Annotated in this window: 20 protein-coding genes and 1 other annotated feature; of the genes, 7 read left to right on the top strand and 13 right to left on the bottom strand. The window is 42.9% G+C overall.

The window, feature by feature from the left end:
- Window positions 1–442 precede the first annotated feature (442 nt).
- The 5 genes from MHZ92_RS21395 to MHZ92_RS10200 all read right to left on the bottom strand — a co-directional run bounded on the left by MHZ92_RS21395 (window position 443) and on the right by MHZ92_RS10200 (window position 6381).
- Window positions 443–568, bottom strand: a complete 126-nt coding sequence (locus tag MHZ92_RS21395) for a hypothetical protein (protein ID WP_255723477.1) — start codon at window positions 566–568, stop codon at window positions 443–445.
- 179 nt (window positions 569–747) lie between these two features.
- Entirely contained in the window at window positions 748–1206 is a 459-nt protein-coding gene (locus MHZ92_RS10185; protein ID WP_239431585.1) for a GNAT family N-acetyltransferase, read from the bottom strand.
- Window positions 1207–1334: 128 nt separating this feature from the next.
- The gene (locus MHZ92_RS10190; RefSeq protein ID WP_239431586.1) at window positions 1335–1649 is read right to left on the bottom strand and encodes a hypothetical protein; all 315 of its coding nucleotides are present in this window, start codon (window positions 1647–1649) and stop codon (window positions 1335–1337) included.
- A 554-nt stretch (window positions 1650–2203) separates the two neighbouring features.
- Window positions 2204–4618 carry a leucine--tRNA ligase gene (gene leuS, locus MHZ92_RS10195; protein ID WP_239431587.1) on the bottom strand — a complete coding sequence of 805 codons (2415 nt, stop codon included), beginning with the start codon at window positions 4616–4618 and terminating at the stop codon, window positions 2204–2206.
- Window positions 4619–4697: 79 nt separating this feature from the next.
- Window positions 4698–4913 (bottom strand) — a binding site (T-box leader).
- A 286-nt stretch (window positions 4914–5199) separates the two neighbouring features.
- Window positions 5200–6381 (bottom strand): MDR family MFS transporter, encoded by a 1182-nt coding sequence (locus MHZ92_RS10200; RefSeq protein WP_239431755.1) that lies wholly within the window; start codon window positions 6379–6381, stop codon window positions 5200–5202.
- A 163-nt stretch (window positions 6382–6544) separates the two neighbouring features.
- Between MHZ92_RS10200 and MHZ92_RS10205 the strand changes: the two genes are divergently transcribed.
- A complete protein-coding gene (locus tag MHZ92_RS10205; protein WP_239431588.1) occupies window positions 6545–7504 on the top strand; it encodes a TIGR01212 family radical SAM protein in 960 nt (319 codons plus the stop codon).
- Entirely contained in the window at window positions 7501–8121 is a 621-nt protein-coding gene (locus tag MHZ92_RS10210) for a class I SAM-dependent methyltransferase (protein ID WP_370644684.1), read from the top strand. Before MHZ92_RS10205 ends, MHZ92_RS10210 begins: the two co-directional genes overlap by 4 nt.
- Before the next feature lie 18 nt (window positions 8122–8139).
- Here MHZ92_RS10210 and MHZ92_RS10215 read toward each other — a convergent pair whose 3' ends face one another.
- Window positions 8140–8865 (bottom strand): SDR family NAD(P)-dependent oxidoreductase, encoded by a 726-nt coding sequence (locus MHZ92_RS10215; protein ID WP_239431589.1) that lies wholly within the window; start codon window positions 8863–8865, stop codon window positions 8140–8142.
- 120 nt (window positions 8866–8985) lie between these two features.
- Complete coding sequence (locus MHZ92_RS10220; RefSeq protein ID WP_239431590.1) at window positions 8986–9570, bottom strand: 3D domain-containing protein; 585 nt, start codon at window positions 9568–9570, stop codon at window positions 8986–8988.
- A 126-nt stretch (window positions 9571–9696) separates the two neighbouring features.
- Here MHZ92_RS10220 and MHZ92_RS10225 point away from each other — a divergent pair, with 126 nt between their 5' ends.
- Both MHZ92_RS10225 and MHZ92_RS10230 read left to right on the top strand, forming a co-directional pair.
- Window positions 9697–10212 carry a GNAT family N-acetyltransferase gene (locus MHZ92_RS10225; protein ID WP_239431591.1) on the top strand — a complete coding sequence of 172 codons (516 nt, stop codon included), beginning with the start codon at window positions 9697–9699 and terminating at the stop codon, window positions 10210–10212.
- A 112-nt stretch (window positions 10213–10324) separates the two neighbouring features.
- Window positions 10325–10987: a GntR family transcriptional regulator gene (locus MHZ92_RS10230; RefSeq protein WP_239431592.1), complete on the top strand. Its 663-nt coding sequence runs from the start codon at window positions 10325–10327 to the stop codon at window positions 10985–10987.
- Between the two features lie 115 nt (window positions 10988–11102).
- Here MHZ92_RS10230 and MHZ92_RS10235 read toward each other — a convergent pair whose 3' ends face one another.
- The 5 genes from MHZ92_RS10235 to MHZ92_RS10255 form a co-directional block, all read right to left on the bottom strand.
- On the bottom strand, window positions 11103–12215 hold the full coding sequence (locus MHZ92_RS10235; protein ID WP_239431593.1) for a transposase: 1113 nt from the start codon (window positions 12213–12215) through the stop codon (window positions 11103–11105).
- 189 nt (window positions 12216–12404) lie between these two features.
- Window positions 12405–13766, bottom strand: coding sequence for a branched-chain amino acid transport system II carrier protein (brnQ, locus tag MHZ92_RS10240; RefSeq protein ID WP_239431594.1), 1362 nt, complete (start codon window positions 13764–13766; stop codon window positions 12405–12407).
- 192 nt (window positions 13767–13958) lie between these two features.
- Window positions 13959–17036, bottom strand: coding sequence for an AAA family ATPase (locus MHZ92_RS10245; protein WP_239431595.1), 3078 nt, complete (start codon window positions 17034–17036; stop codon window positions 13959–13961).
- The gene (locus tag MHZ92_RS10250) at window positions 17033–18184 is read right to left on the bottom strand and encodes an exonuclease SbcCD subunit D (RefSeq protein ID WP_239431596.1); all 1152 of its coding nucleotides are present in this window, start codon (window positions 18182–18184) and stop codon (window positions 17033–17035) included. Before MHZ92_RS10250 ends, MHZ92_RS10245 begins: the two co-directional genes overlap by 4 nt.
- Window positions 18185–18508: 324 nt before the next feature.
- Window positions 18509–18883: a nucleotide excision repair endonuclease gene (locus tag MHZ92_RS10255; RefSeq protein WP_239431597.1), complete on the bottom strand. Its 375-nt coding sequence runs from the start codon at window positions 18881–18883 to the stop codon at window positions 18509–18511.
- 164 nt (window positions 18884–19047) lie between these two features.
- Between MHZ92_RS10255 and MHZ92_RS10260 the strand changes: the two genes are divergently transcribed.
- From MHZ92_RS10260 to MHZ92_RS10270, 3 genes are read left to right on the top strand one after another with little or no spacing between them, the layout of a single operon-like run.
- Window positions 19048–19686, top strand: a complete 639-nt coding sequence (locus MHZ92_RS10260; protein WP_239431598.1) for a DUF3298 and DUF4163 domain-containing protein — start codon at window positions 19048–19050, stop codon at window positions 19684–19686.
- Window positions 19683–19823 (top strand): hypothetical protein, encoded by a 141-nt coding sequence (locus MHZ92_RS10265; RefSeq protein WP_239431599.1) that lies wholly within the window; start codon window positions 19683–19685, stop codon window positions 19821–19823. Before MHZ92_RS10260 ends, MHZ92_RS10265 begins: the two co-directional genes overlap by 4 nt.
- Entirely contained in the window at window positions 19804–19983 is a 180-nt protein-coding gene (locus tag MHZ92_RS10270) for a hypothetical protein (protein ID WP_239431600.1), read from the top strand. The genes MHZ92_RS10265 and MHZ92_RS10270 overlap by 20 nt, the downstream gene beginning before the upstream one ends.
- A 112-nt stretch (window positions 19984–20095) precedes the next feature.
- Here the strand turns inward: MHZ92_RS10270 and MHZ92_RS10275 are convergent, their stop codons facing one another.
- On the bottom strand, window positions 20096–20668 hold the full coding sequence (locus tag MHZ92_RS10275) for a hypothetical protein (protein ID WP_239431601.1): 573 nt from the start codon (window positions 20666–20668) through the stop codon (window positions 20096–20098).
- Between the last annotated feature and the right edge of the window lie 23 nt (window positions 20669–20691).

Genomic DNA, 20691 nt, shown 5'->3' on the forward strand with positions numbered 1-20691 from the left:
GCTGTTCAATAATTCAAGACTAAAATACTTCAACTAAACTCCCTTTAGGAGAACAAGGAAAAAGAGCTTTTAAGTAGCTCAACGATTTTGAAATAAAGCAGCCCTTTTATACAATAATTTACACAATCCCAAAACAACCTACTTCTTAAACTAAACTGCCCCGATAGTTCAAGAAGAACATTGAGCCGTGTTAGTAACCCAACGTCAGATTTGCAACAGAAAATGACTATTGAATGGATCTAACAATTTGCATGCTTGCGATGGGAAACGAACCCCATATTGTGAGATCTACCAGATTCTAATTTCTTTTTTTGAACCTTACCTGTCACAATAATTATCAGGGAAGTATTAAAGGGAATGGCAATCGATTATCCGCAACCAGTAGAAAGAGGTGTTAGCAGTCAGAGTCTTTGATGCTATTCAAGAATGGATATTGATCGTTTTAATCTTTTTGACTTTTCTCCAACTCTGAAACCCTTTTTTCAAGCTCACTTAGTTTTGAGTCGGTAACAATGCTAGAGGATAGCAAAATAACAACTCCTAATAAAGCAAAAAACAACCACCACATTAGAAAAAGCACCTCCAATAAACTCTTTTTTACATCCTTCCAATAACACCTTCTTCAACTAAACTGCTCCGTTAGTTGAAGAAGAAGAAAGCCCCCGTTTGTTGAATTTTATTTTGTTTAAATGTGTTTTAAGAAGTAAATAGTTAAATCATCATCATTGGCACACTGAGCGTACTGCTCTAACTGTTGTCCTTTATACCACACCCCGACCCATCTGGGATATATCCTCTTTTAACGTACATTCTTTGAGCAGAACCATAGCCATCATGTAAACCAACTGCCAGTGATACATAGTCACTATCCACTTTTGCGATTCTTTCTACAACATCCATCATCCTGTTTCCAATTCCGTGCTTCTGAAATTTAATGAATACGTTTAAATCAACAATTTCAGGGATATTTTGACATGCAAATGGTCCAGTTGAAGCACTTGGTAAAAGTGTTACGTATCCTGCAACTTGATTGTTCACTTCAGCAACTATTACTATATGTTCTTTTTCTTCCTGACGAGTATAGTAACCTTCAAACAATTCTTTTGGTTTATGCCAATTCTGTTCAGCAAATCCTTCAATAATTTTTTCTATATCACTTCTTATCATTGAACGTATAATTAGGCTGTTATTCTCATAATATTTCAATTTAACTCTCCCCCTGTAATCCTACAATCCCTTGTTCAACTATCCTGCATCTTTAGTTGAACAAGAATAAAGAGCCGTCTAAGCAGCTCCGATCTTCAAGAAAAGCACCCGGTAGTTGAAGAAGATGTTTAATTTTCGACTGTTTTGATATCGAATTTCATATTGTCTAAATCCCAAATATCAGCAGTAGTATTAGAAAAGACTGTTATTTCAAGTTTCTGCCTAATGCTATATCTATCTACATCATCAACAGGTATTTCGTATACATTTCCGTCCTTTCTACCTTCATCAACACCGCCATATTCTTTAATAATTAACATTTCTTCTTCAACAAGTAACTCCTCTACTGTTCCTGTGAAAGTAAATTCCTTTTGATAATCTGAACAGCCAGCAATAAACAATAAATTCAATAATAAAAAACCAACTGTAATTATATTTTTCACACACAGACACCCACTTGAAAATTGTTGTTCAACTAAACTGCTTCGTTAGTTGATGATCACGATTTCACAATATTTAATTTATTTTAACATAGATTTCTCGTCCTCCTTCAATATTTTTCAATATCCAATTAGCAAGTGTTTTAACAATGGAATTAACAAAGGCACATAAATTTATGCGCCACTGCTAATTCCTTTGCCAATTGTGGTACCAATTCATATGCGAATTATGTCCCTGAACATTGTGTTTTTTATTGTTTTCTCCCCCATCAACCGAACCCGTTAGAAGGAGAGTACTGCACTTTTCTTAATCTGTTTTTTTGTTTAGGCGGTTTGGGCAAGTTTTCAGGCGGTTTCGGGTCTACTATAGGCGGTCAAGATACTGCTTCAGGCGATTCGAGGGGTTTAATAGGCGGTCACAGTGCCACTTAAGGCGGTTTGAGTTTAAAATCGGGTGGTCAAGCGATTTTCTCACCGTGGAGTAGTCCACTTTGGATGCAAATTAAAAAATCCGTGGAAAGTAACACACTCTCCACGGATTACAACTATATTTATGCTTAACCTGCAACGATATTGACTAATCTGCCAGGAATTGCAATGACTTTTTTCAATTCTTTCCCGTCAATCCATTGCTTCACTTGTTCATCTGCAAGTGCGACCTTTTCAAGCTCTTCTTTCGTAATGTCTTTTGCAACATTAATTTTCGCACGGACTTTTCCGTTGATTTGGACAGCGACTTCGACTGTATCATCGAACAGCTTCGATTCATCGTACGTCGGCCAATCTATATACGCAATGGATTCGTTATGTCCAAGCTTCTCCCAAAGTTCTTCAGCAAGATGCGGTGTGATCGGTGAAATCATGACTACGAAACCTTCGACGAATTCTTTCGGAATCGAGTCGACTTTGTAGCCTTCATTGATGAACACCATCATTTGTGATATGGCAGTGTTGTTGCGCATTCCTTCGAAGTCTTCCGTCACTTTCTTCACAGTTTGGTGATACACTCTTTCAAGAGATCCACCTGGCTCCCCGCCAATTTTCGAACTAAGCGTCCCGTCTTCATTGACGAACAAGCGCCAAATACGGTCCAAGAAACGACGCGATCCTTCTAGGCCGTTCGTCGACCATTCTTTCGAAGCTTCAAGCGGCCCCATGAACATTTCGTATAGGCGAAGTGTATCTGCACCGTGTGAATGAACGATGTCGTCTGGATTGATGACGTTACCAAGCGACTTGGACATCTTCACATGCCCTTCCCCAAGAATCATTCCTTGGTTAAACAGCTTCTGGAAAGGTTCCTTCGTCGGTACAACACCGATATCGTAAAGCACTTTATGCCAGAAGCGTGCGTATAGAAGATGAAGCACCGCATGCTCCGCACCACCGACGTAAATGTCGACCGGCAACCAGCGTTCTGCTAACTTCGGATCGATCAACATTTCATCATTATCCGGATCGATGTAGCGCAAGTAGTACCAGCAGCTTCCTGCCCATTGCGGCATCGTATTCGTTTCCCGGCGGCCTTTCATGCCTGTAACCGGATCGACGACATTGACCCACTCTTCAATATTTGCAAGCGGAGACTCACCTGTTCCACTCGGTTTGATGTTATCTGTTTTCGGTAGCATCAATGGCAATTCAGATTCATCGACAGGTGTCATTGAGCCATCTTCCCAATGGATGATTGGAATCGGTTCACCCCAATAACGCTGTCTCGAGAATAGCCAATCGCGAAGACGATATGTGATTTTCTTCTCGCCTTTGCCGTTTTCAACGAACCAGGCAATCGCCTTTTCAATCGCTTCATCTTTCCCTAGTCCGTTCAAGAAGTCAGAATTGATATGTTCGCCGTCGCCGACATATGCTTCAGTTGAAATATCTCCGCCAGCAACGACTTCAATGATCGGCAAGTCGAATTCTTTTGCGAATTCGTAGTCACGCTCGTCATGCGCAGGAACCGCCATGATCGCACCAGTTCCGTAGGAAGCAAGGACATAATCTGCGATCCAGATTGGCATCTTCTCGCCGCTCGCTGGGTTGATTGCGTAAGCGCCTGTGAATACGCCCGTCTTCTCTTTGGCAAGATCCGTACGCTCCAAGTCGCTCTTTGTCTTCACTTTTTCCAAATAAGCGTCAACCGCTTCCCTTTGCTTAGCAGTCGTAATCTTGTCGACAAGCTTATGCTCAGGGGCAAGGACTGCATATGTCGCTCCGAAAATCGTATCCGGACGAGTTGTGAATGCTTCGAATGAAAGATCAGTGCCGTCAATGTCGAACGTCAATTGTGCGCCTTCAGAGCGGCCAATCCAGTTGCGCTGCATATCCTTCAAGCTCTCAGGCCAATCCAACTCCTCTAGGTCTTCAAGCAAGCGATCCGCATATTCCGTAATGCGCAATACCCATTGACGCATCGGGCGTCGTTCTACCGGGTGTCCGCCACGCTCGGATTTTCCGTCGATGACTTCTTCATTCGCTAGAACTGTTCCAAGCGCCGGGCACCAGTTGACAGGAACTTCATCGATATACGCCAACCCTTTTTTGTACAATTGGATGAAAATCCATTGTGTCCATTTATAGTATTTCGGATCTGTCGTATTGATTTCACGATCCCAATCATAGGAAAACCCAAGATCGTTCATTTGACGCTTGAATGTTGCAATATTTTTAGCCGTGAATTCCGCCGGGTCATTCCCCGTGTCGATCGCATATTGTTCAGCTGGCAAACCGAACGCGTCCCATCCCATCGGATGAAGGACATTATAGCCTTGCTTCCGTTTGAATGAACTTAAAATGTCCGTTGCGATATAGCCAAGCGGGTGGCCGACGTGAAGTCCCGCTCCAGAAGGGTATGGGAACATGTCAAGCGCATAGAACTTCGGCTTCGAGTCATCATTCACCATTTTGTACGTCTTATTGTCTTTCCAATATTGCTGCCATTTCTTCTCGATCTCTACATGCTTGTAACTCATTTCGTTTCATTCCTTCCCTATCCATTCAAAATGCGTGGTGGCCTTTTTGCGGAAATAAAAAACTCTCGTCCCTTAATCGATAAGGGACGAGAGGTATATGTACTCCCGCGGTGCCACCCAAATTGACGGCAATGCCGCCCAACTTGATTCCTTAACGCGGAAAACGGCACTGGCTACTAATCGTTCACCGATGCAGGCTCTAAGGCGAGTTCATCGTAGTCGTACAGGCTTGCACCAAACCGCCTGCTCTCTTCAATCGACCGGACCGATTACTATTCCTTTTCAACGCCAAACGCTATTTGAATTCAGTTTATTGTAGTGTAACCGAAATTGTTACAAAATACAACTATATGTAAGGAACTGCTTATATTTAAATGGAAGTCACTAGGAAACGGATAAGTCCAAGGTCCCTTTTTGGTGATAACTTTCTGGATTCAATAGATAACTTTGCATATTCAATAGATACTTCCTTCGATTCGATAAATAAGTCGCAGGATTCAATAGATAACTCCTCATATTCAATAGATAACTCCTAATACCAACTTAACGCAATCTTCAAACATAGTAAAACCGGAAGTTCCTTATTGGACTTCCGGTTTTTGCTCTGCTTTTAATGGTTTGTCATATAGAAGCGTAGTGATAATCGTAATAGCCATGAGGCTTGTTAATAGTAAAAGCATCATTTTCATGCCGTATAGTTCAACGAGGATGCCCCCCGCTAATGGTCCGACCATACGCCCTATTGTTGCTGCGGAGTTCACGACCCCTTGGTAAAATCCATCTCTCCCTTTCGGAGCAAGCTGGCTCGCCAACGTCGGAATGGCTGGCCATACGATCATTTCACCGAATGTGAGGATGACCATCGAGACGATGAACATTTGGAACGAGCCTGCAAAACTGACGACGATGAAGGAAATGATGAAGATTACCGTCCCGATAATCATCTGTTCTTTCAACTGCTTCTCAAGTTTTTTAATAAGCGGTTTGATAAGCGGCTGGCCCGCAACAATCAGAAATCCATTGATTGTCCAAATGAAACTATACTCCCTTAACGTCACACCTATTGCTAATGCATGGGTGGAAATCGTCGTCGCCCATTGGGAATAGACGAGCCAAGTAATGAAATAGCCCCCTACTAAAATGAGCAATGCATAAAATGGGGCCTTCTTTCGAATCCGAGCCGTTTCCCGTATAACATCAGTATGACGATCCGGCGCAATTTCCAGCTTTCTATACCCGAAATAAGCAATGAAGAAAAAGATCATATAAAAGACCAAATTTGCTAAAAAGATATAATCAATACGGATGGAAGCGACGAGACCAGCGAGCGCCGGTCCGATGGCTACTCCGACGTTCTGCGCAAGGTAAATCGAGTTGAATGCCTTTCTGCCGCCTTCAGGCCATAAAGACCCGACCATCGCATACATACTCGGAAAAATGACGCCGCCACTGAATCCCAATACAGTCAGCAAAATAATATATGGATACCAACTATGGTCGTAGACAAGATAGCCGAGTGCCAAAATCGAAATGATGATTCCTGCCATGATCGATTTGAAACCACCAATCCGATCAAACAAAAACCCGCCGAGCAAATTCCCGACAACACCCGCTCCGGCATTTGCCATTAAGACAAGACCCGCTACCGCCAATGACTTGCCGAGGTAATCATGCATATATATCGTATTCAATGGCCAAAGGAACGAGTTCCCGATGACATTGACAAACATCCCAATAATGAGCATCCAAACTTTTTTAGGCATTTCCATGCTATAGCCTCCAATCTCTATCCCTTACTAGTAAAGGCTATTTCGAGTGTATGTCTTTTCCTAGTTTCAGACAACAAGAATAGAATATGTTCCGCAATTCAGATGACACTGATTGAATCTAACATGGTACAATGAACTGCTAGAGGAGTTGAAACAGATGGCAAACTACAAGTACCCGTTTCCGACTGAAGGGAAACGGTATCATACATGGTCCAGGCATTTGAAGGATCAATTCGGATTCAAAGTGTTTAAAGTCGCACTTGACGCAGGGTTTGATTGTCCAAACCGCGATGGCACCGTCGCATACGGCGGCTGCACGTTTTGCAGTGTCGCAGGTTCCGGTGATTTTGCGGGTGATCGGGCAAAGCCGATCGAAGTCCAGTTTGCGGAAATCCGCGACAAGATGCATGAGAAATGGAAAGAAGGCAAGTATATCGCCTATTTTCAAGCTTATACAAATACGCATGCTCCACTTCCTGTTTTAAAGGAGAAGTTTGAAGCCGCACTCAAGCAACCAGGAGTCGTTGGACTTTCCATCGGTACACGCCCCGATTGCCTGCCCGATGATGTCGTCGATTATTTAGCTGAACTGAATGACCGGACGTATTTATGGGTCGAATTGGGCTTGCAAACCGTCCATGAAAAAACGGCACGATTAGTGAATCGGGCCCATGATTACGCCACTTACGTAGAAGGCGTGGAAAAGTTGCGTAAGCACCGCATTCGTATCTGTACCCATATTATTAACGGCCTTCCTCTTGAAGATAAAGAAATGATGATGGAAACAGTTAGACAAGTAGCCAAGCTTGATGTGCAAGGCATTAAGATCCATCTATTGCATTTACTGAAAGGAACGCCGATGGTGAAACAATACGAAAAAGGCTTGCTGGAGTTCCTCGGTAAGGAAGAATATATTAACCTCGTTGTCGATCAGCTTGAAATTCTGCCTCCTGAAATGATTGTGCACCGGATCACGGGGGATGGACCGCTCGATTTGATGATTGGCCCGATGTGGAGTGCGGCGAAGTGGGATGTGCTGAACGGCATCGACAAAGAGTTGGAGCTACGCGACAGCTACCAAGGAAAGTTTTATAAAAAGGCGGTTGAGTATTTGTGAGCAATATATTGTTACACCGTGTTTTACCTTTTTCAAAACGATTGATCAGTGAAACGGTCGTGCCAGGTGAGACGGTTGTCGATGCGACTGCCGGAAACGGAAACGACACGTTTTTCCTCGCGGAGCTCGTTGGTGAAGAAGGCCGTGTCTTCGCATTTGATATCCAACAGGCAGCACTGGAAGCAACAGCAAACAGATTGGACGAGCTGAATGACCGTGTCACACTTATTTTGGACAGCCATGCCAATATCGACCAGTACGTGAACGGGCCAATTGGCGGGGCAATGTTTAATCTCGGATATTTGCCTTATAGTGAAGATCTATCCATTATCACTAAACCAGATTCCACTATCGAAGCAATCGATAAGCTGCTCGGAATGCTGAAAAAAGGTGGAATCATAACGATTTCTGTGTACGATGGTCACGAAGGTGGAAAAGAAGAGCGCGATGCATTGATTGAATATGTGAAGTCACTCCACCAAGCCGACGTTCACGTCATTAGATATGAATTGCTTAACCAACGAAGAAACCCTCCATTTTTGATTGCAATTGAAAAGGTGAGAGACTTTGATAAGGTAGTCAAAGTTGATAAAGAAGGAAAACGCTTGGACCTATAAGAGGTACAAGCGTTTTCGTTATCCGATCTGACGTAAATCCGCAATCGGTCCTATGTTTTTGAAGTTTTCCATTTCTACTACCGCGATGAGCTTGTTCGCAGTTTCTGCTGCACTGCTTAAATACCCGTGTTCCTTATAGTCGATAAAGCGCTCTAGCAATGGGAAATCTTCAGCGTTGCTCGAACGGATCGTTTCTTGCATGCCCGTGTCAATGATTCCAGGAGCAATCGATACGATCTCTACTGGGAATTCAGTTTTTTCCTGCTCTATTGAAACGACACGGGAGAAATGATCGAGCCCCGCCTTCGTTGTGCAATAGACTCCCCACCCTTCGTATGGTTTCCTGCCCGCTCCTGAAGAGATATTGACGATTCTTTTTCGACCTTCAAACTTTTCAAGCGCTGCAATGAATGCATTTGAAAGGATCATCGGAGCTGTCAGGTTAACAGCTAGGGCATCCGTCAGTTTCGATTCGTCAATCGAGCCGATGAATCCGATCGGTTCCACCGTCCCCGCATTATTAATGAGTGTAAAGGATGTTGCGATTGATAGATTCTCTTCCAAGATGCTCGTTATCATACCCGTCAAACGATCTGTCTTTGAAAGGTCTGCAATGATTAGATCCTCATCCCCATTCGGATTCGACCTCGCGATGCCGATGACCTTGTCCCCTTTCTCTTTTAACTGTTTCATTAGCTCATAACCGATTCCTTTCGATGCACCGGTAACAATCGTTATGTTCATTTGCCTTCCCCTTTCCTAGTTACATATTCCAATTTACCATCAGTTTACCATGATTGATGGAAATGGAGTTGCATTAAAATAGCCAACCCCTTCGCATTCGAAAGGATTGGCTAGCAAATGTCATTTTAATATTTTTATCTTCACATCTTTTCTTCCCCATTTGTACGCTTCACTTTTGCTTGGGAAGAAAACATCGATTTTGTTTCCTTTAATCGCGCTGCCAGTATCACCAGCAATGGCATATCCGTATCCTTCCACGTACACTTTAGTGCCTAATGGGATAACGTTAGGATCGACAGCAATCACTTTTGCATCAGGATTGCGTTTTAAGTTGATGCCCGTTGACGTGATGCCGGAGCATCCGTTGCAATTCGCGGTATACGCACTTGCGGAAACCGTAATTTCCTTTACTACATCGTCGTCATCGGAGCGTGATGGTGTTTTGGCATCCTTTTTCGATGACGATTGTTTTTGTACAGTCGTATCAGATTTTACGACCTTCAATTTTTGGTTTGGATGAATGACGTCTGACTTAATGTCATTCCAAGATTTCAATTCTTCCACGGTGATATTATGAATTTCTGCGATACTATAAAGAGTGTCACCTATGTTGACCGTATACGTTGAAGAGGCTGCAAAACTTTCGGTCGTTACACCGAATAATAAAACTACTGTAAAAATTAGCGTCACAATATGTTTTCCCAAGTTTTCTACTCCCCACTTTTTTAGTCTATTCATAGCTTAGCAATGAAATATTACATGGATGTTACAATCTGCAACCATTATGATTACAAAAGAGAAGTGAATATTACAACAGGAGGAAGATGATAATTGACAGAAATTTTAGTGAGAATAGCAAGGTCGGACGAAGCAAAAACCATAGCTGACTTGCTTTCTAAGTGCCAATGGTTCACGTACGAAAAACTGTTTTCAGAAGCTTATATTAAGCGACTTATTAAGAAATATTACAATGTCGAACGCATCAAACAGGAAGTTACGACAATCGACAGAAGTTGGCATGGCTATTTTGTCGCCGAAAAGGATGGACAAATCCTCGGTGTCATCGGTGGTGGGATGAAAGATGAAACGGACGGGGAGATTTACATCTTCTATGTTGATCCAGATGAGAGAGGGGCCGGAATCGGTACGAGACTGCTTACTTTTTATTCAAAAATACAAAAGTATTCTTATGGAGCCGAGCGGCAATGGGTTTCTGTTGCAAAAGGGAATGAGTATGGAATCCCATTTTACGAAGCGAAAGGCTTTGATTTCGTACGGGAAGAGATATCGTACGGAGCAGCAGAAGGAGATCATGATATTTCACTCGTCTACTCCCGTCTATTATAAATACAATATATTGCATATCAAAAAACCTTCCCAGTAACAATAATTTCCTGTATACTAAAAGTACTAGTAATAGTAAAGCTTTTTAAAATTGCGACCAGGATGGTGATCTGTAATGCCGATACCTACAGAATATCAAAAGCAGACACGAAAAACGGCGAAAGAAAATGCATTTACACAATTACAGCAATGGATCATCGATGGTACATTGCAGCCAGGAGAAAAACTGAACGACGTCGAATTGGCGGAGGCGCTTGGCGTAAGTAGAACGCCAATCCGTGAGTCGCTCCAGCTGCTCGAGGTCCAAGGATTTGTAAAAATGTACCCGGGAAAAGCAACACAAGTGACAGAAGTGGACAAAGAATCAATTAATGATTTATTACCGCCATTGGCTGTCTTGCAGGCATTGTCTGCTGAACTCGCAATCCCGACTTTGAATGAAAGCACCATCGAGGAATTAGAAGAGACGAATCATCGTTTCGCGAAGGCTGTCCAAGCCGAAGATTATTTTAGCGCATTGAAAATCGATGAAGAATTCCATCAGATCATCGTTGACCATGCAGCCAACCGATATATACATTCAATCGTTGCTTCTTTGCAACCCCATGTGCGCAGGCTATTCTTTCATAATTCTATTATTATGACAGAAAAGTCGATAGATGAGCATAAGGACATCATCCGTTTTCTAACAGAAGGCAATAAGGAAAAAGTGGCAGCCGTCATGCGAGAAAATTGGCTCCGGGCCATTGACGAATTTAATTCCATGAAAACAGAGTGAACTACCCCCACTTAACGCCTTGCGTTTGAAGTGGGGGCTTCTCGACTTATCGCCGCTTCTAGTAGCCGGCGAAAACAGACCGAGCTATCCCTCTTGTTCCAAGAGTTCCGTTTCATCAGGGCAAGTCCAGCATCAACTGTCCCTCATTCTTGATGTTGATAGCGGCATTCCAATCCCGGTCGATAACGAATCCGCAATCGCAATCAAAAATTCGTTCGGAGAGGTGTAAGGCAGCATTGACATACCCACAGGCCGAACACGTCTTCGATGAAGGAAACCATTTGTCAATCTTGATGAGTTGCTTACCTTCTTCATCCAATTTATAACGTAAGAATGTCGTGAACATCCCCCACCCGTTGTCGGCAACGCTTTTGCCGAAACGGAAGGCCTTCGACATCCCCTTCATATCAAGATCTTCGATGACGACACAATCGTATCTCTTTACCAACTTTCTAGACTCTTGATGAAGGAAGTTCCTTCGTTGGTTTGCCACTCTTTCGTGGAGTTTGACGACTTTTATCCGTTGCTTTTTCCAACGGGAGGAGCCATTCATCATTTTGGACAATTTTCTCTGTTCCTTTGCCAGTTTGTCTTCTGCCTGTCGATAGAATCGTGGATAATTGGCTTTCTTACCCTTTTCGCTCTCGACAAAAAGTCCATCCATGGCAAAATCCAATCCGACTACACGGTTGATTTCTTTTTTCCCCGGATTGTGTTCGTATTCTGTGAGAATGGAAATATGGTACTTTCCAGTGGCTGAACGGGAAATGGTGCATGACTTGATGACATGATGGGATGGGATTTCGCGATGCTGTTTCATTCTAAGGGGTGTGAGTTTTGGAAGTTTGATGTGGGCATCCAGAATCTTGATGTTTCCGTTGACCATGTTTGTCGTGTAGGATTGTTTCGACTTACGATTCTTGAATTTCGGATACTTAGCCTTTCCTGAGAAGAAATTGGAAAACGCTGTTTGCAGATTCAACTGGGCGTTAGCGAGTGCCAGGCTATCAACCTCCTTGAGCCACTCAAATTCTTTCTTATATTTGGCAGGCGTCGGAAGCTTCTGTTTCTTCAGCAATGTCATGTTATCTTTGAGTTTTTCGTAGGTTTCCTTGCGTTCCGCCAGCATTTTATTGTAGACAAATCGAACACATCCAAAAGTCTTGACCAAAAAGTCTTCCTGTTCCTTTGTCGGGTAGATTCGAAATTTGTATGCTTTATGTGCCACTCAAATCACCTCATTTCAGAATAATAGGAATACCTGTTCCTATTATACCAATCAAAAGAGGTGTTGGCTATCGCCAACCGAAATTCATCTCCCACTTACCGTTGGGCTTCACCCTTCACACGCTTGAAGAGGGAGAATTCTTTCGGAATGTCGTTAAAAAGGCACTCCACTGAGGAGCGCCTTTTATTTTTATGAATTAGCAGCTGGTTGAAATAATTTGGCAAAGATGCCTGTGACGAGCGTTACGATTAGTACCGGCAAGAGCCAGCCAAGACCTTCGCTGTAATATGGCAAGATGCTATCATAGAAATTTACGATCCCACTAAGCCAGTTGGGCCAATTCTCTTCACTAATTTCTAGTGTACCGTATAGGGTCTTCACTCCATCAACGATACTTATCAAAAATGCCACTGCCGTTGCACTCATATAAACGAATCTTGAATGATTAAACAATGGCGACGTGAATGTCAGCAACATAAGAACGATCGCTAGAGGATATAAAAACATCAGCATCGGAATGGAATACGTAATGATGTTAGACAATCCGAAGTTTGCTACAACGAAGCAGAATGTCGAAAAAATCGTCACAAGCATTTTGTAGCTCACTTTCGGCATAAGCGTGTGGAAATATTCACCACAAGCTGTGATTAGTCCGATACTTGTTGTTAAACAAGCAAGAATGATAACCACCGCGAGCATGACAGATCCAAACGTCCCGAAATAATACTCGGATGCGCCGCTTAACACAGGACCGCCTGTCTCAAAAATACCGAATTTTTCAGTAGTCGTCGCTCCAAGATAAGCAATTCCGACATAGATCAGTGCCAAGAACCCCGCAGCAATAACTCCTGTTTTTGCAGTAGCAGAAAGGATTTGAACATTATTTGTAACGCCCATGGACCGGAGGACATTGATGACGATAATTCCAAAGACTAGCGATGCCAAGGCATCCATCGTGTTATACCCTTCCATGAATCCTTTCATGAATGCTCCATCTGCATAGGCACCAACAGGCGATTGGATTTCCCCAATCGGATTGATGAAGGCTATTACGAGTAATACGAGCAATAATACAATGATGGCCGGCGACATGATTTTTCCGATCCGATCCACGATTTTTGATGGGTTGAGCGATAGCCATAATGTCAATCCGAAAAAAATGAGTGTGAAGATAAATAAACCGAGTCCCATGTATTCTTCCGGAATGAATGTAGCAATACCGATTTCAAAACCAACTGCCCCAGTCCGTGGAGCTGCAAAGAATGGACCAATCGTCAAATATAATAAAGATGTAAATATAACTGCATAGACAGGGTGAACGCGACTCGCCAAATCCTGTAAGTTCCGACTACCCGAAAAGCCCATTGCCAGTATACCCAGGAAAGGCAAGCCTACCCCAGTTACGAGAAAGCCGATAACTGCCGGCCAAAGACTTGTCCCTGCGTTTTGTCCTAGCTGAGCAGGGAATATTAAGTTACCTGCACCGAAGAAAAGGGCAAACAGCATGATTCCGATAAAAAGAAAAGAAGAAAAAGACAATTTATTTTGCATAATATTTGAGTCCCTTCATGTTGTAGATTATGTTTTATAACGTATGCAATATATTGCTGTTTTCTAATAATAAGCTCCCTGACTGTAAAATGCAATAGTAAAATATTCTTCGAATATAATATTTTATTAATAAAATCAAATTTCACACAAAAAAAAAGAGCAGGCGGACGTAGTTTTCCGTCCTGCTCTTTTTCATTTCAATACAAATCGAGTGACACTATGCCCTTCCTTGGACTTCTGCACTTCTAGTATAGCCGGAAAAGCCGTTTTTAACTCCTCCACATGTGAAATGACACCGATCATTCTTCCGGACTTTTGCAAATCTATGAGCGTATCAACCGCTTTTTGCAATGCTTCCTCATCCAACGTTCCGAACCCTTCATCAATGAACATCGTTTCAATGGATACTGCCCCTTGATGACTTTGAATGACATCCGCCATCCCTAACGCCAAGCTTAAGGATGCATTGAATTTCTCTCCTCCGGATAATGTTTTCACATCCCTGTTTTGCCCGGTATACGCATCATACACATCCAAACCTAGACCACTCTGTCTACCCCTCATCTCTTGGCGATCACTGCGAATCAGTTCATATTGTCCATTCGATAGATTTCTGAGCCTTTCATTCGCGGATTGGATGATTCTCTCTAAATAATCGATTTGAATGAATCGTTCAAACGACAATTTATGATCATTTTGGCCACGGATAACATCATATAAGCCTGTAATCTTACCGACTTCCCTTTCGAGATCAGCCACGGCTTTTGCCGTCTTTTCTATATCCGATTTCAACCGTATCAAGGCCTTTTCACATTCAATAGAGTTGTTCCATTCCGTGAGGGCTTTTTCATAAGCCAATTTCAGCGTATTCACTGTTTCAACTAAACCTTCCAAATCGGTTGTCTCTTTCCCTATTAAGTTCGCTTCCAGCTCCTCAATCGCTTCCTTCGTCGTATGAAGTCGTTGTTTAAACTGCATGACGAATTCCTTCAAATGGAGCTTGTCCCCTTCTGTCATCTTGGCTTGCCTATATTCCTCCTCCGAACCGAACTCGGAGGTTGTTAGTGCTGTTTTATACCTTTCTTCCGCTTGTGCTCTTTTTCCGATACATTCATCTAATGATTTCTTTACATGATGCTCGGTATTTATAGAAGTCGCCAACTTTTCCCTTGCCTCTTCCAAGCTTTTTCGTGCGTTTTGCCACGCTTCTTCCATTCTGCGTTTACGGGTTTCTGTTTCTTTGATCTCCGTTTGTAGGCGAGACAAATCCCGAAGCCCTTCCGGAATGGAAGATAACTCCTTTTCCAGCAAAGCAGATTCCTGTGCATAAATTGTCTTATGTTCGAATAACGCTTGTTCAATTTCAGATTTCCGAGTCGTCCATGCTGTCGATTCTTCATCCATTCTTTTTTGTTGTTTTTTCAATGAAACAAGCTCATCTCGCAGCATTTTCAGCTTCTCCACTTTCTCAGCTGTTTCCTGCCCCTTTTTAAACAACACTTCCAACCCTTCATTAATTTGAAGATCATTCATTTCTTGTTCGATTGCAGTAATTTGAGCGAGACTATTTTCAAATTTCGCCTCTACAGAACGGAATGCGCTTTCCACGTCTGCCAAATAGGATCTTTTCCGATCAAGTTCAGAACGAGATATCGCTGCATTATCATGTCTACTTGTTTTTGAAGGGTGATGAGCACTTCCGCAAACTGGGCAAGGTTCTCCTTCTTTCAACGTCTGCGCCAAATGTGCTGCTTGATCATTCAACCACGCATTTTGCATTGCTTCAAATTCATTTTTCGTTTGAATGCACTTGATGGATGCACTCTCTTTCTGTTCTTTCAAAACTGCGGATTCTTTTTTCAGCTTTTCATAATCCCGGACGACTTTGTAATGTGTTCTAATCGTATTTAATTGTTCAATGAGCTTATCATAAGGAGTGATCGCCTGTTCAATTTTCTCTATATTCACATTCAGGTCGGCTAACTTTTTCTTTTCTACCTTTTCCTTTTCAGTGACGGCTCTGAATTCGCCTTCCAGTTTACCGATTTTCTCTTTCAGTTTTTGTACATTTGCTTCCTTTGCAGCCAAGTCCGATACAGCAGGGAGATGGTCGCGTAATCGGATGAGCTGTTCAGCTATCTTTCCTCGCTCTTGCTCTTTTCCCTCTTCTTGCTTATATGCAAAATCTTTTTCCTCGAGCTGCTTCTTTAATTCTTGTACAGCCGTGACCGCTTGTTGGAACTCAATTTCCTTAGACTTTTTCTCTTCATCAAGCTGTCGGAACTGGCTTTCGATTTCATGGATAACCGACGCCCTTTCGGCATCAGCGATCCGTTTTTCCTTTATTTGAACAGATGGAATTTCTTCCTTCAACTTTTCAAAAATCGTTTTACGTTGTTCCAACAGCTCAAATTGCTCATTATATTTTTTCGCTGTATGATACGCTTCTAGCATTTCAGCATGCTTTTGATAGGCAGCGGTATACTTCTTTTCATCTTCGGAACGTTTTATCGCATAATGTTGGATTTCCTGTTCCAGCCCGTCCAGTACTTGTAAAGGATTCGAATACTCCTGAGCTAACACTTCAAAGATCAGAGATTCCCTCTGCGGAATAATGTTCGGAATTTGTTGAATGAATCCATCCACTTTTCTTCTTTCATCCAGCAACCGTTCATTTGCTGCATCTCTTCTTGTCTTTAAGCGATTGACGATTTCCCTATATTGTTCCGTCTTGAAAATTTTTCGCATAATCGTTTCCTTATTTTCCGTATCGGACGTCAGGAATTTACGGAATTCACCTTGTGGAAGCATGACAATCTGGCTGAATTGAGCTTGAGTAAAACCGACAAGCTCCTCCACTTTCCGATTAATTTCCGAAACGATTTGACGATCGACAAATGGAACTTCCAAACCGTCGACCAGTTCGAAAAACTCGCATCTGGCGGGTGTTTCACTTTTATTGCCACTTTTCGTATACGGTATTTGACGCATAATCCGGAACGTACGACGGTTTATTTCGAAAATTAGCTCTACCGCTGTCTGTACAGCATCATCCGCAAAATCGCTTCGCATCGAGCGGAATTCAGTCCGATCCTCTCCGCTTGCCTGTCCATATAAAGCAAAGCAGATACCATCAAAAATAGTCGTTTTACCGGCACCTGTCGCACCGGAAACAACAAACAACCGATGCTCTTCCAGACGACGGAAATCAATCACTTCCGTTCCCTTGTATGGACCGAAAGCGGTCATCGTCAATTGAATCGGCTTCATTCATCAACGCCCCCTTTCACTTCCTGCAGCACTTCGGCAAAGATCCTCTCCGTTTCCGCATCAGGCTCAACATCATTCATCTCGGAATAAAAGAACCGGAAAAGTGTCAGATCATCTGGTTTCTCCATTGTTGCTGCTGATTGATGTTCGACTGTCGCCGATGTCCGCACTAGTTTCCTTTCGATATGCATCGCATTTGGAAACACTGATTTCACTTTTTCCATCGGAAATAAAATCGGCGTTTCGTCAAGCAATTTGACGAACACAAAGTCCTCGCTCGGTGGTTGGGCAAGAATTTCATCCATTGTCCCCACAATTGTTCGCATGTCATACAACGGAGTCAGCATCCTCTTTTCGACTTCCAATTTCCCTTCGCCGTCCATTTCCACGATGAAAAATCCCTTATTATGTTTCTCTTCAGAAATCGAATATTTCATTGGCGATCCTGCATAACGGATTGTTTCATCGTGTACGTAGTGCGCCTGATGCAAATGACCAAGCGCAGTGTAGTGGAATGGCTTGAATAAATGGGCTGCGACATATTCAGCCCCACCAATGGCAAGAGGACGCTCAGAATCGCTCGTGTTTTCCTCCTCTTCACCGAGAGGAGTGACAAAAGCATGTCCTACAAAAATATGACGAGCAGTCTTGTCCATTTGTCCACAAATCCGGCCGACCACTTTCTCCATTGCCGTATGATGGTCAATGACATCATCCTCTTCAAAGAGATGCTTCACAATCGATGGATCACAATACGGTACTAAATGAAAATGAACTTCACCATAATCATCTGTCAGAATGACCGGTTCAGGTTGTGCAGACAGTTGTCCGACGATATGAAAACCGTTCGACCGCATTAACCTGCTGCCGAATTGCAGACGTCCAGGGCTATCATGGTTGCCTGCCACTGCAATGACCGACGTTTTCAACTCCATTACTATTTCCCACAGTACATCATCCAATAATGCGACCGCTTCTGGTGGCGGAACCTGCCTATCATAAAGGTCGCCCGCAATGATGACGGCGTCGGGCTTCTCACTACGTACCGCCTCCACAAATTGACGAAGGACATGCCGCTGCCCTTCAGTCATATGTACACCTTGCACAAGCTTGCCGAGATGCCAATCAGCCGTATGAAAGAACTTCATTATCCTCAACCCCCTGTAAATATATCTCGCAAAAACGCATAAATTCACCGAACCGCGCATAAATGCCTCCAAAAACGCATAAACCGTAAAAATCGCGCATAAACGAAGCTATATACGCATAAGTCTCAGAAATCACGCATAAAAACTTCTAAACACGCATAAATTCATCGAACCGAGCATAATTCTATTTCGTATATAGAAAGCAATCTACCATTCATTTTACAGTAATTCAGGTCAGATTTGTAATGCGTTATGCAGAGAGTAAAATCATCCCACATAAAAAAACGTTTCCCCAAATCGATCAGGGAAACGGTATACTTTCATTTATTCAAAAAACACTTTGTCGATGTTATATTTCGCACGCAACGTATTGATGATATACGTTTCGTAGATTTCCCGTTCCATCGGATCTTCGACAATGATGACGGAAATCTTGTTAATTTCATCGCGATGGTTTTTAAGTGGGGATACATTATCTTCAAGATGCTTTTTCACACGCTGGCGCAGCTTTCTTGCTTTACCTGCAAACAGTAGTTCATCGCTTTTGTTGTAAAAAAGGATGAGTCCCCCTTTGTCACGTGGAATTTCATGAAGGTCGATAAAACCATTGATCGGTTTGATCGGCGCTTCATCACCGTTCATTTCTTGTTGTCTCTGCGTAATTGTTACATCCGGATTCGGTATTGTAATGGAGATCATTCATATTCACGTCCTCTTCTTTTGTGAATCTAAATCCTACCATAATTCTCATCCGAATGCGAAATGTTAGCTGTCCTTTAGGGCAAGCATTCTACAATGGAGTCATTTGTCCTTCCGCTTTTCATATACTAGAGGACTTACGCAAAAGAAAGGACGCGGCCGACATGAATCTTCCGGTTACCATATTGACGAAGAAGCTTCCTCACGAATCGCCTAATATCAATGTCTATTACCCAGTCGTCACTCAAATGAACAATGCAATGATTCAACGGAAAATAAACAGCGCTATCATCCAGACACTGAATGCACTCCTTGTCGAACAAAATTTTTACGCTAAGGAGCTCGTTGAACTGCTAGCCAACTTTGAAATTAAAAACAATCAACGAGGTATTCTAAGTTTAACTCTAATCGTCTATTCTTTCACGGGCGGTGCCCATGGTTTGACGGTGATCAAGTCGCTTACGTTTGACGTGCATACCGGCAAGCAGTATGAATTGAAGGATTTATTCAAACCGGGAAGTGATTATGTAACTGTATTGTCCGATATTATCCGAAGAGATATTGAAAAGTGGAACGTACAATTATTGGACACGCCCTTCAAAGGAATCCGAAGCGACCAAGGCTTCTATATTGCGGACACGTCTATTGTCATCTACTTCCAGCTATATGAAATCACTCCTTACGCATGGGGATTCCCTTACTTCCCAATACCGATATTGGATTTGGCCGACATGATCGCTCCTAAAGGACCACTAGAACGAATGATGTCATTTTACATAAACAAAAGCGCAAGGCGCTCGTGACTGGTGCTCGTAACGCTGCGCTTTTACTCGCAAAAGCCGTTCTACGTGACGGCAAGTGCAAAGATGTGCTCGTAACGCTGCGCTTTTACTCGCAAAAGCCGTTCTACGTGACGGCAAGTGCAAAGATGTGCTCGTAACGCTGCGCTTTTACTCGCAAAAGCCGTTCTACGTGACAGCAAGTGCAAAGATGTGCTCGTAACGCTGCGCTTTTACTCGCAAAAGCCGTTCTACGTGACGGCTTTCGCTGCGACAGGCATAAGACAAAGATACGAAGTGACGGTGTTTGCCACGCAGTAGCTTTGCCTTATGTCCCGAGCAAATCGAACTGCGAAGGGTTCGATTTGCCGTATTTCTGCGGTTTTTGCAGAAATTAAGGCATCCTTTAGACGAACAAAGCGCACAGTGCAAATCAACCGCGCGCTTTGTTTTTGTTATTTTTAACTTTGAACAAAATGAAGATGGCGACTAAACCAAGTATGAAAACAACAAATGCCCACCAAGGGAAACTTTGGTCAACTTCATCAGCGCTATCTTGCTGCCCACTTACTTCCTGCCCTTCCCCAATTGCATTCAAATCTTCTGTCGCATAGGCAATTTCGGTCGTCCGGTGGCAGATCGTCGTCGATAATGTATTGCTCACATACATATCGCTCGTTGAGGCATAGACAAGGTATTTTTGCCCTTTCTCGAAAGGAATTCCGCAATCGCCACCGCCGAATCCTGTTGTGATGACCATTTCGGAATCATCCGTACCTTTCCATGCCTTATCCACTTTGAAATGAACCGTTTTGCCTGAACCTCGAATTAGTTTGCCGTTCTCGATAACTTCCACAACTTCACCCGTGAATACTGCATCCGCCTCATTCATTGCATCTTCCGGAGGCGGTGGCATCATGCATGAACAGGCAGATGCGTCTAACGGTTTCCATAGTAGAAATATGACCATCATTATTCCAAAAGGAATAAATAGCTTCATTCTCATCCGAATCCCTACCCTTCTTCTAC

Origin of the sequence: Sporosarcina sp. ACRSL, from assembly GCF_022346605.1 — a bacterium.
Classification (GTDB): Bacteria; Bacillota; Bacilli; order Bacillales_A; family Planococcaceae; genus Sporosarcina.

Excerpts from the sequence above, each read along its gene's own strand:
- MHZ92_RS21395 (WP_255723477.1), bottom strand. The coding sequence starts at position 568 with ATGTGGTGGTTGTTTTTTGCTTTATTAGGAGTTGTTATTTTGCTATCC.
- leuS (WP_239431587.1), bottom strand. The coding sequence starts at position 4,618 with ATGAGTTACAAGCATGTAGAGATCGAGAAGAAATGGCAGCAATATTGG.
- MHZ92_RS10200 (WP_239431755.1), bottom strand. The coding sequence starts at position 6,381 with ATGCCTAAAAAAGTTTGGATGCTCATTATTGGGATGTTTGTCAATGTC.
- MHZ92_RS10205 (WP_239431588.1), top strand. The coding sequence starts at position 6,545 with ATGGCAAACTACAAGTACCCGTTTCCGACTGAAGGGAAACGGTATCAT.
- MHZ92_RS10215 (WP_239431589.1), bottom strand. The coding sequence starts at position 8,865 with ATGAACATAACGATTGTTACCGGTGCATCGAAAGGAATCGGTTATGAG.
- MHZ92_RS10230 (WP_239431592.1), top strand. The coding sequence starts at position 10,325 with ATGCCGATACCTACAGAATATCAAAAGCAGACACGAAAAACGGCGAAA.
- brnQ (WP_239431594.1), bottom strand. The coding sequence starts at position 13,766 with ATGCAAAATAAATTGTCTTTTTCTTCTTTTCTTTTTATCGGAATCATG.
- MHZ92_RS10245 (WP_239431595.1), bottom strand. The coding sequence starts at position 17,036 with ATGAAGCCGATTCAATTGACGATGACCGCTTTCGGTCCATACAAGGGA.
- MHZ92_RS10250 (WP_239431596.1), bottom strand. The coding sequence starts at position 18,184 with ATGAAGTTCTTTCATACGGCTGATTGGCATCTCGGCAAGCTTGTGCAA.
- MHZ92_RS10255 (WP_239431597.1), bottom strand. The coding sequence starts at position 18,883 with ATGATCTCCATTACAATACCGAATCCGGATGTAACAATTACGCAGAGA.
- MHZ92_RS10260 (WP_239431598.1), top strand. The coding sequence starts at position 19,048 with ATGAATCTTCCGGTTACCATATTGACGAAGAAGCTTCCTCACGAATCG.
- MHZ92_RS10275 (WP_239431601.1), bottom strand. The coding sequence starts at position 20,668 with ATGAGAATGAAGCTATTTATTCCTTTTGGAATAATGATGGTCATATTT.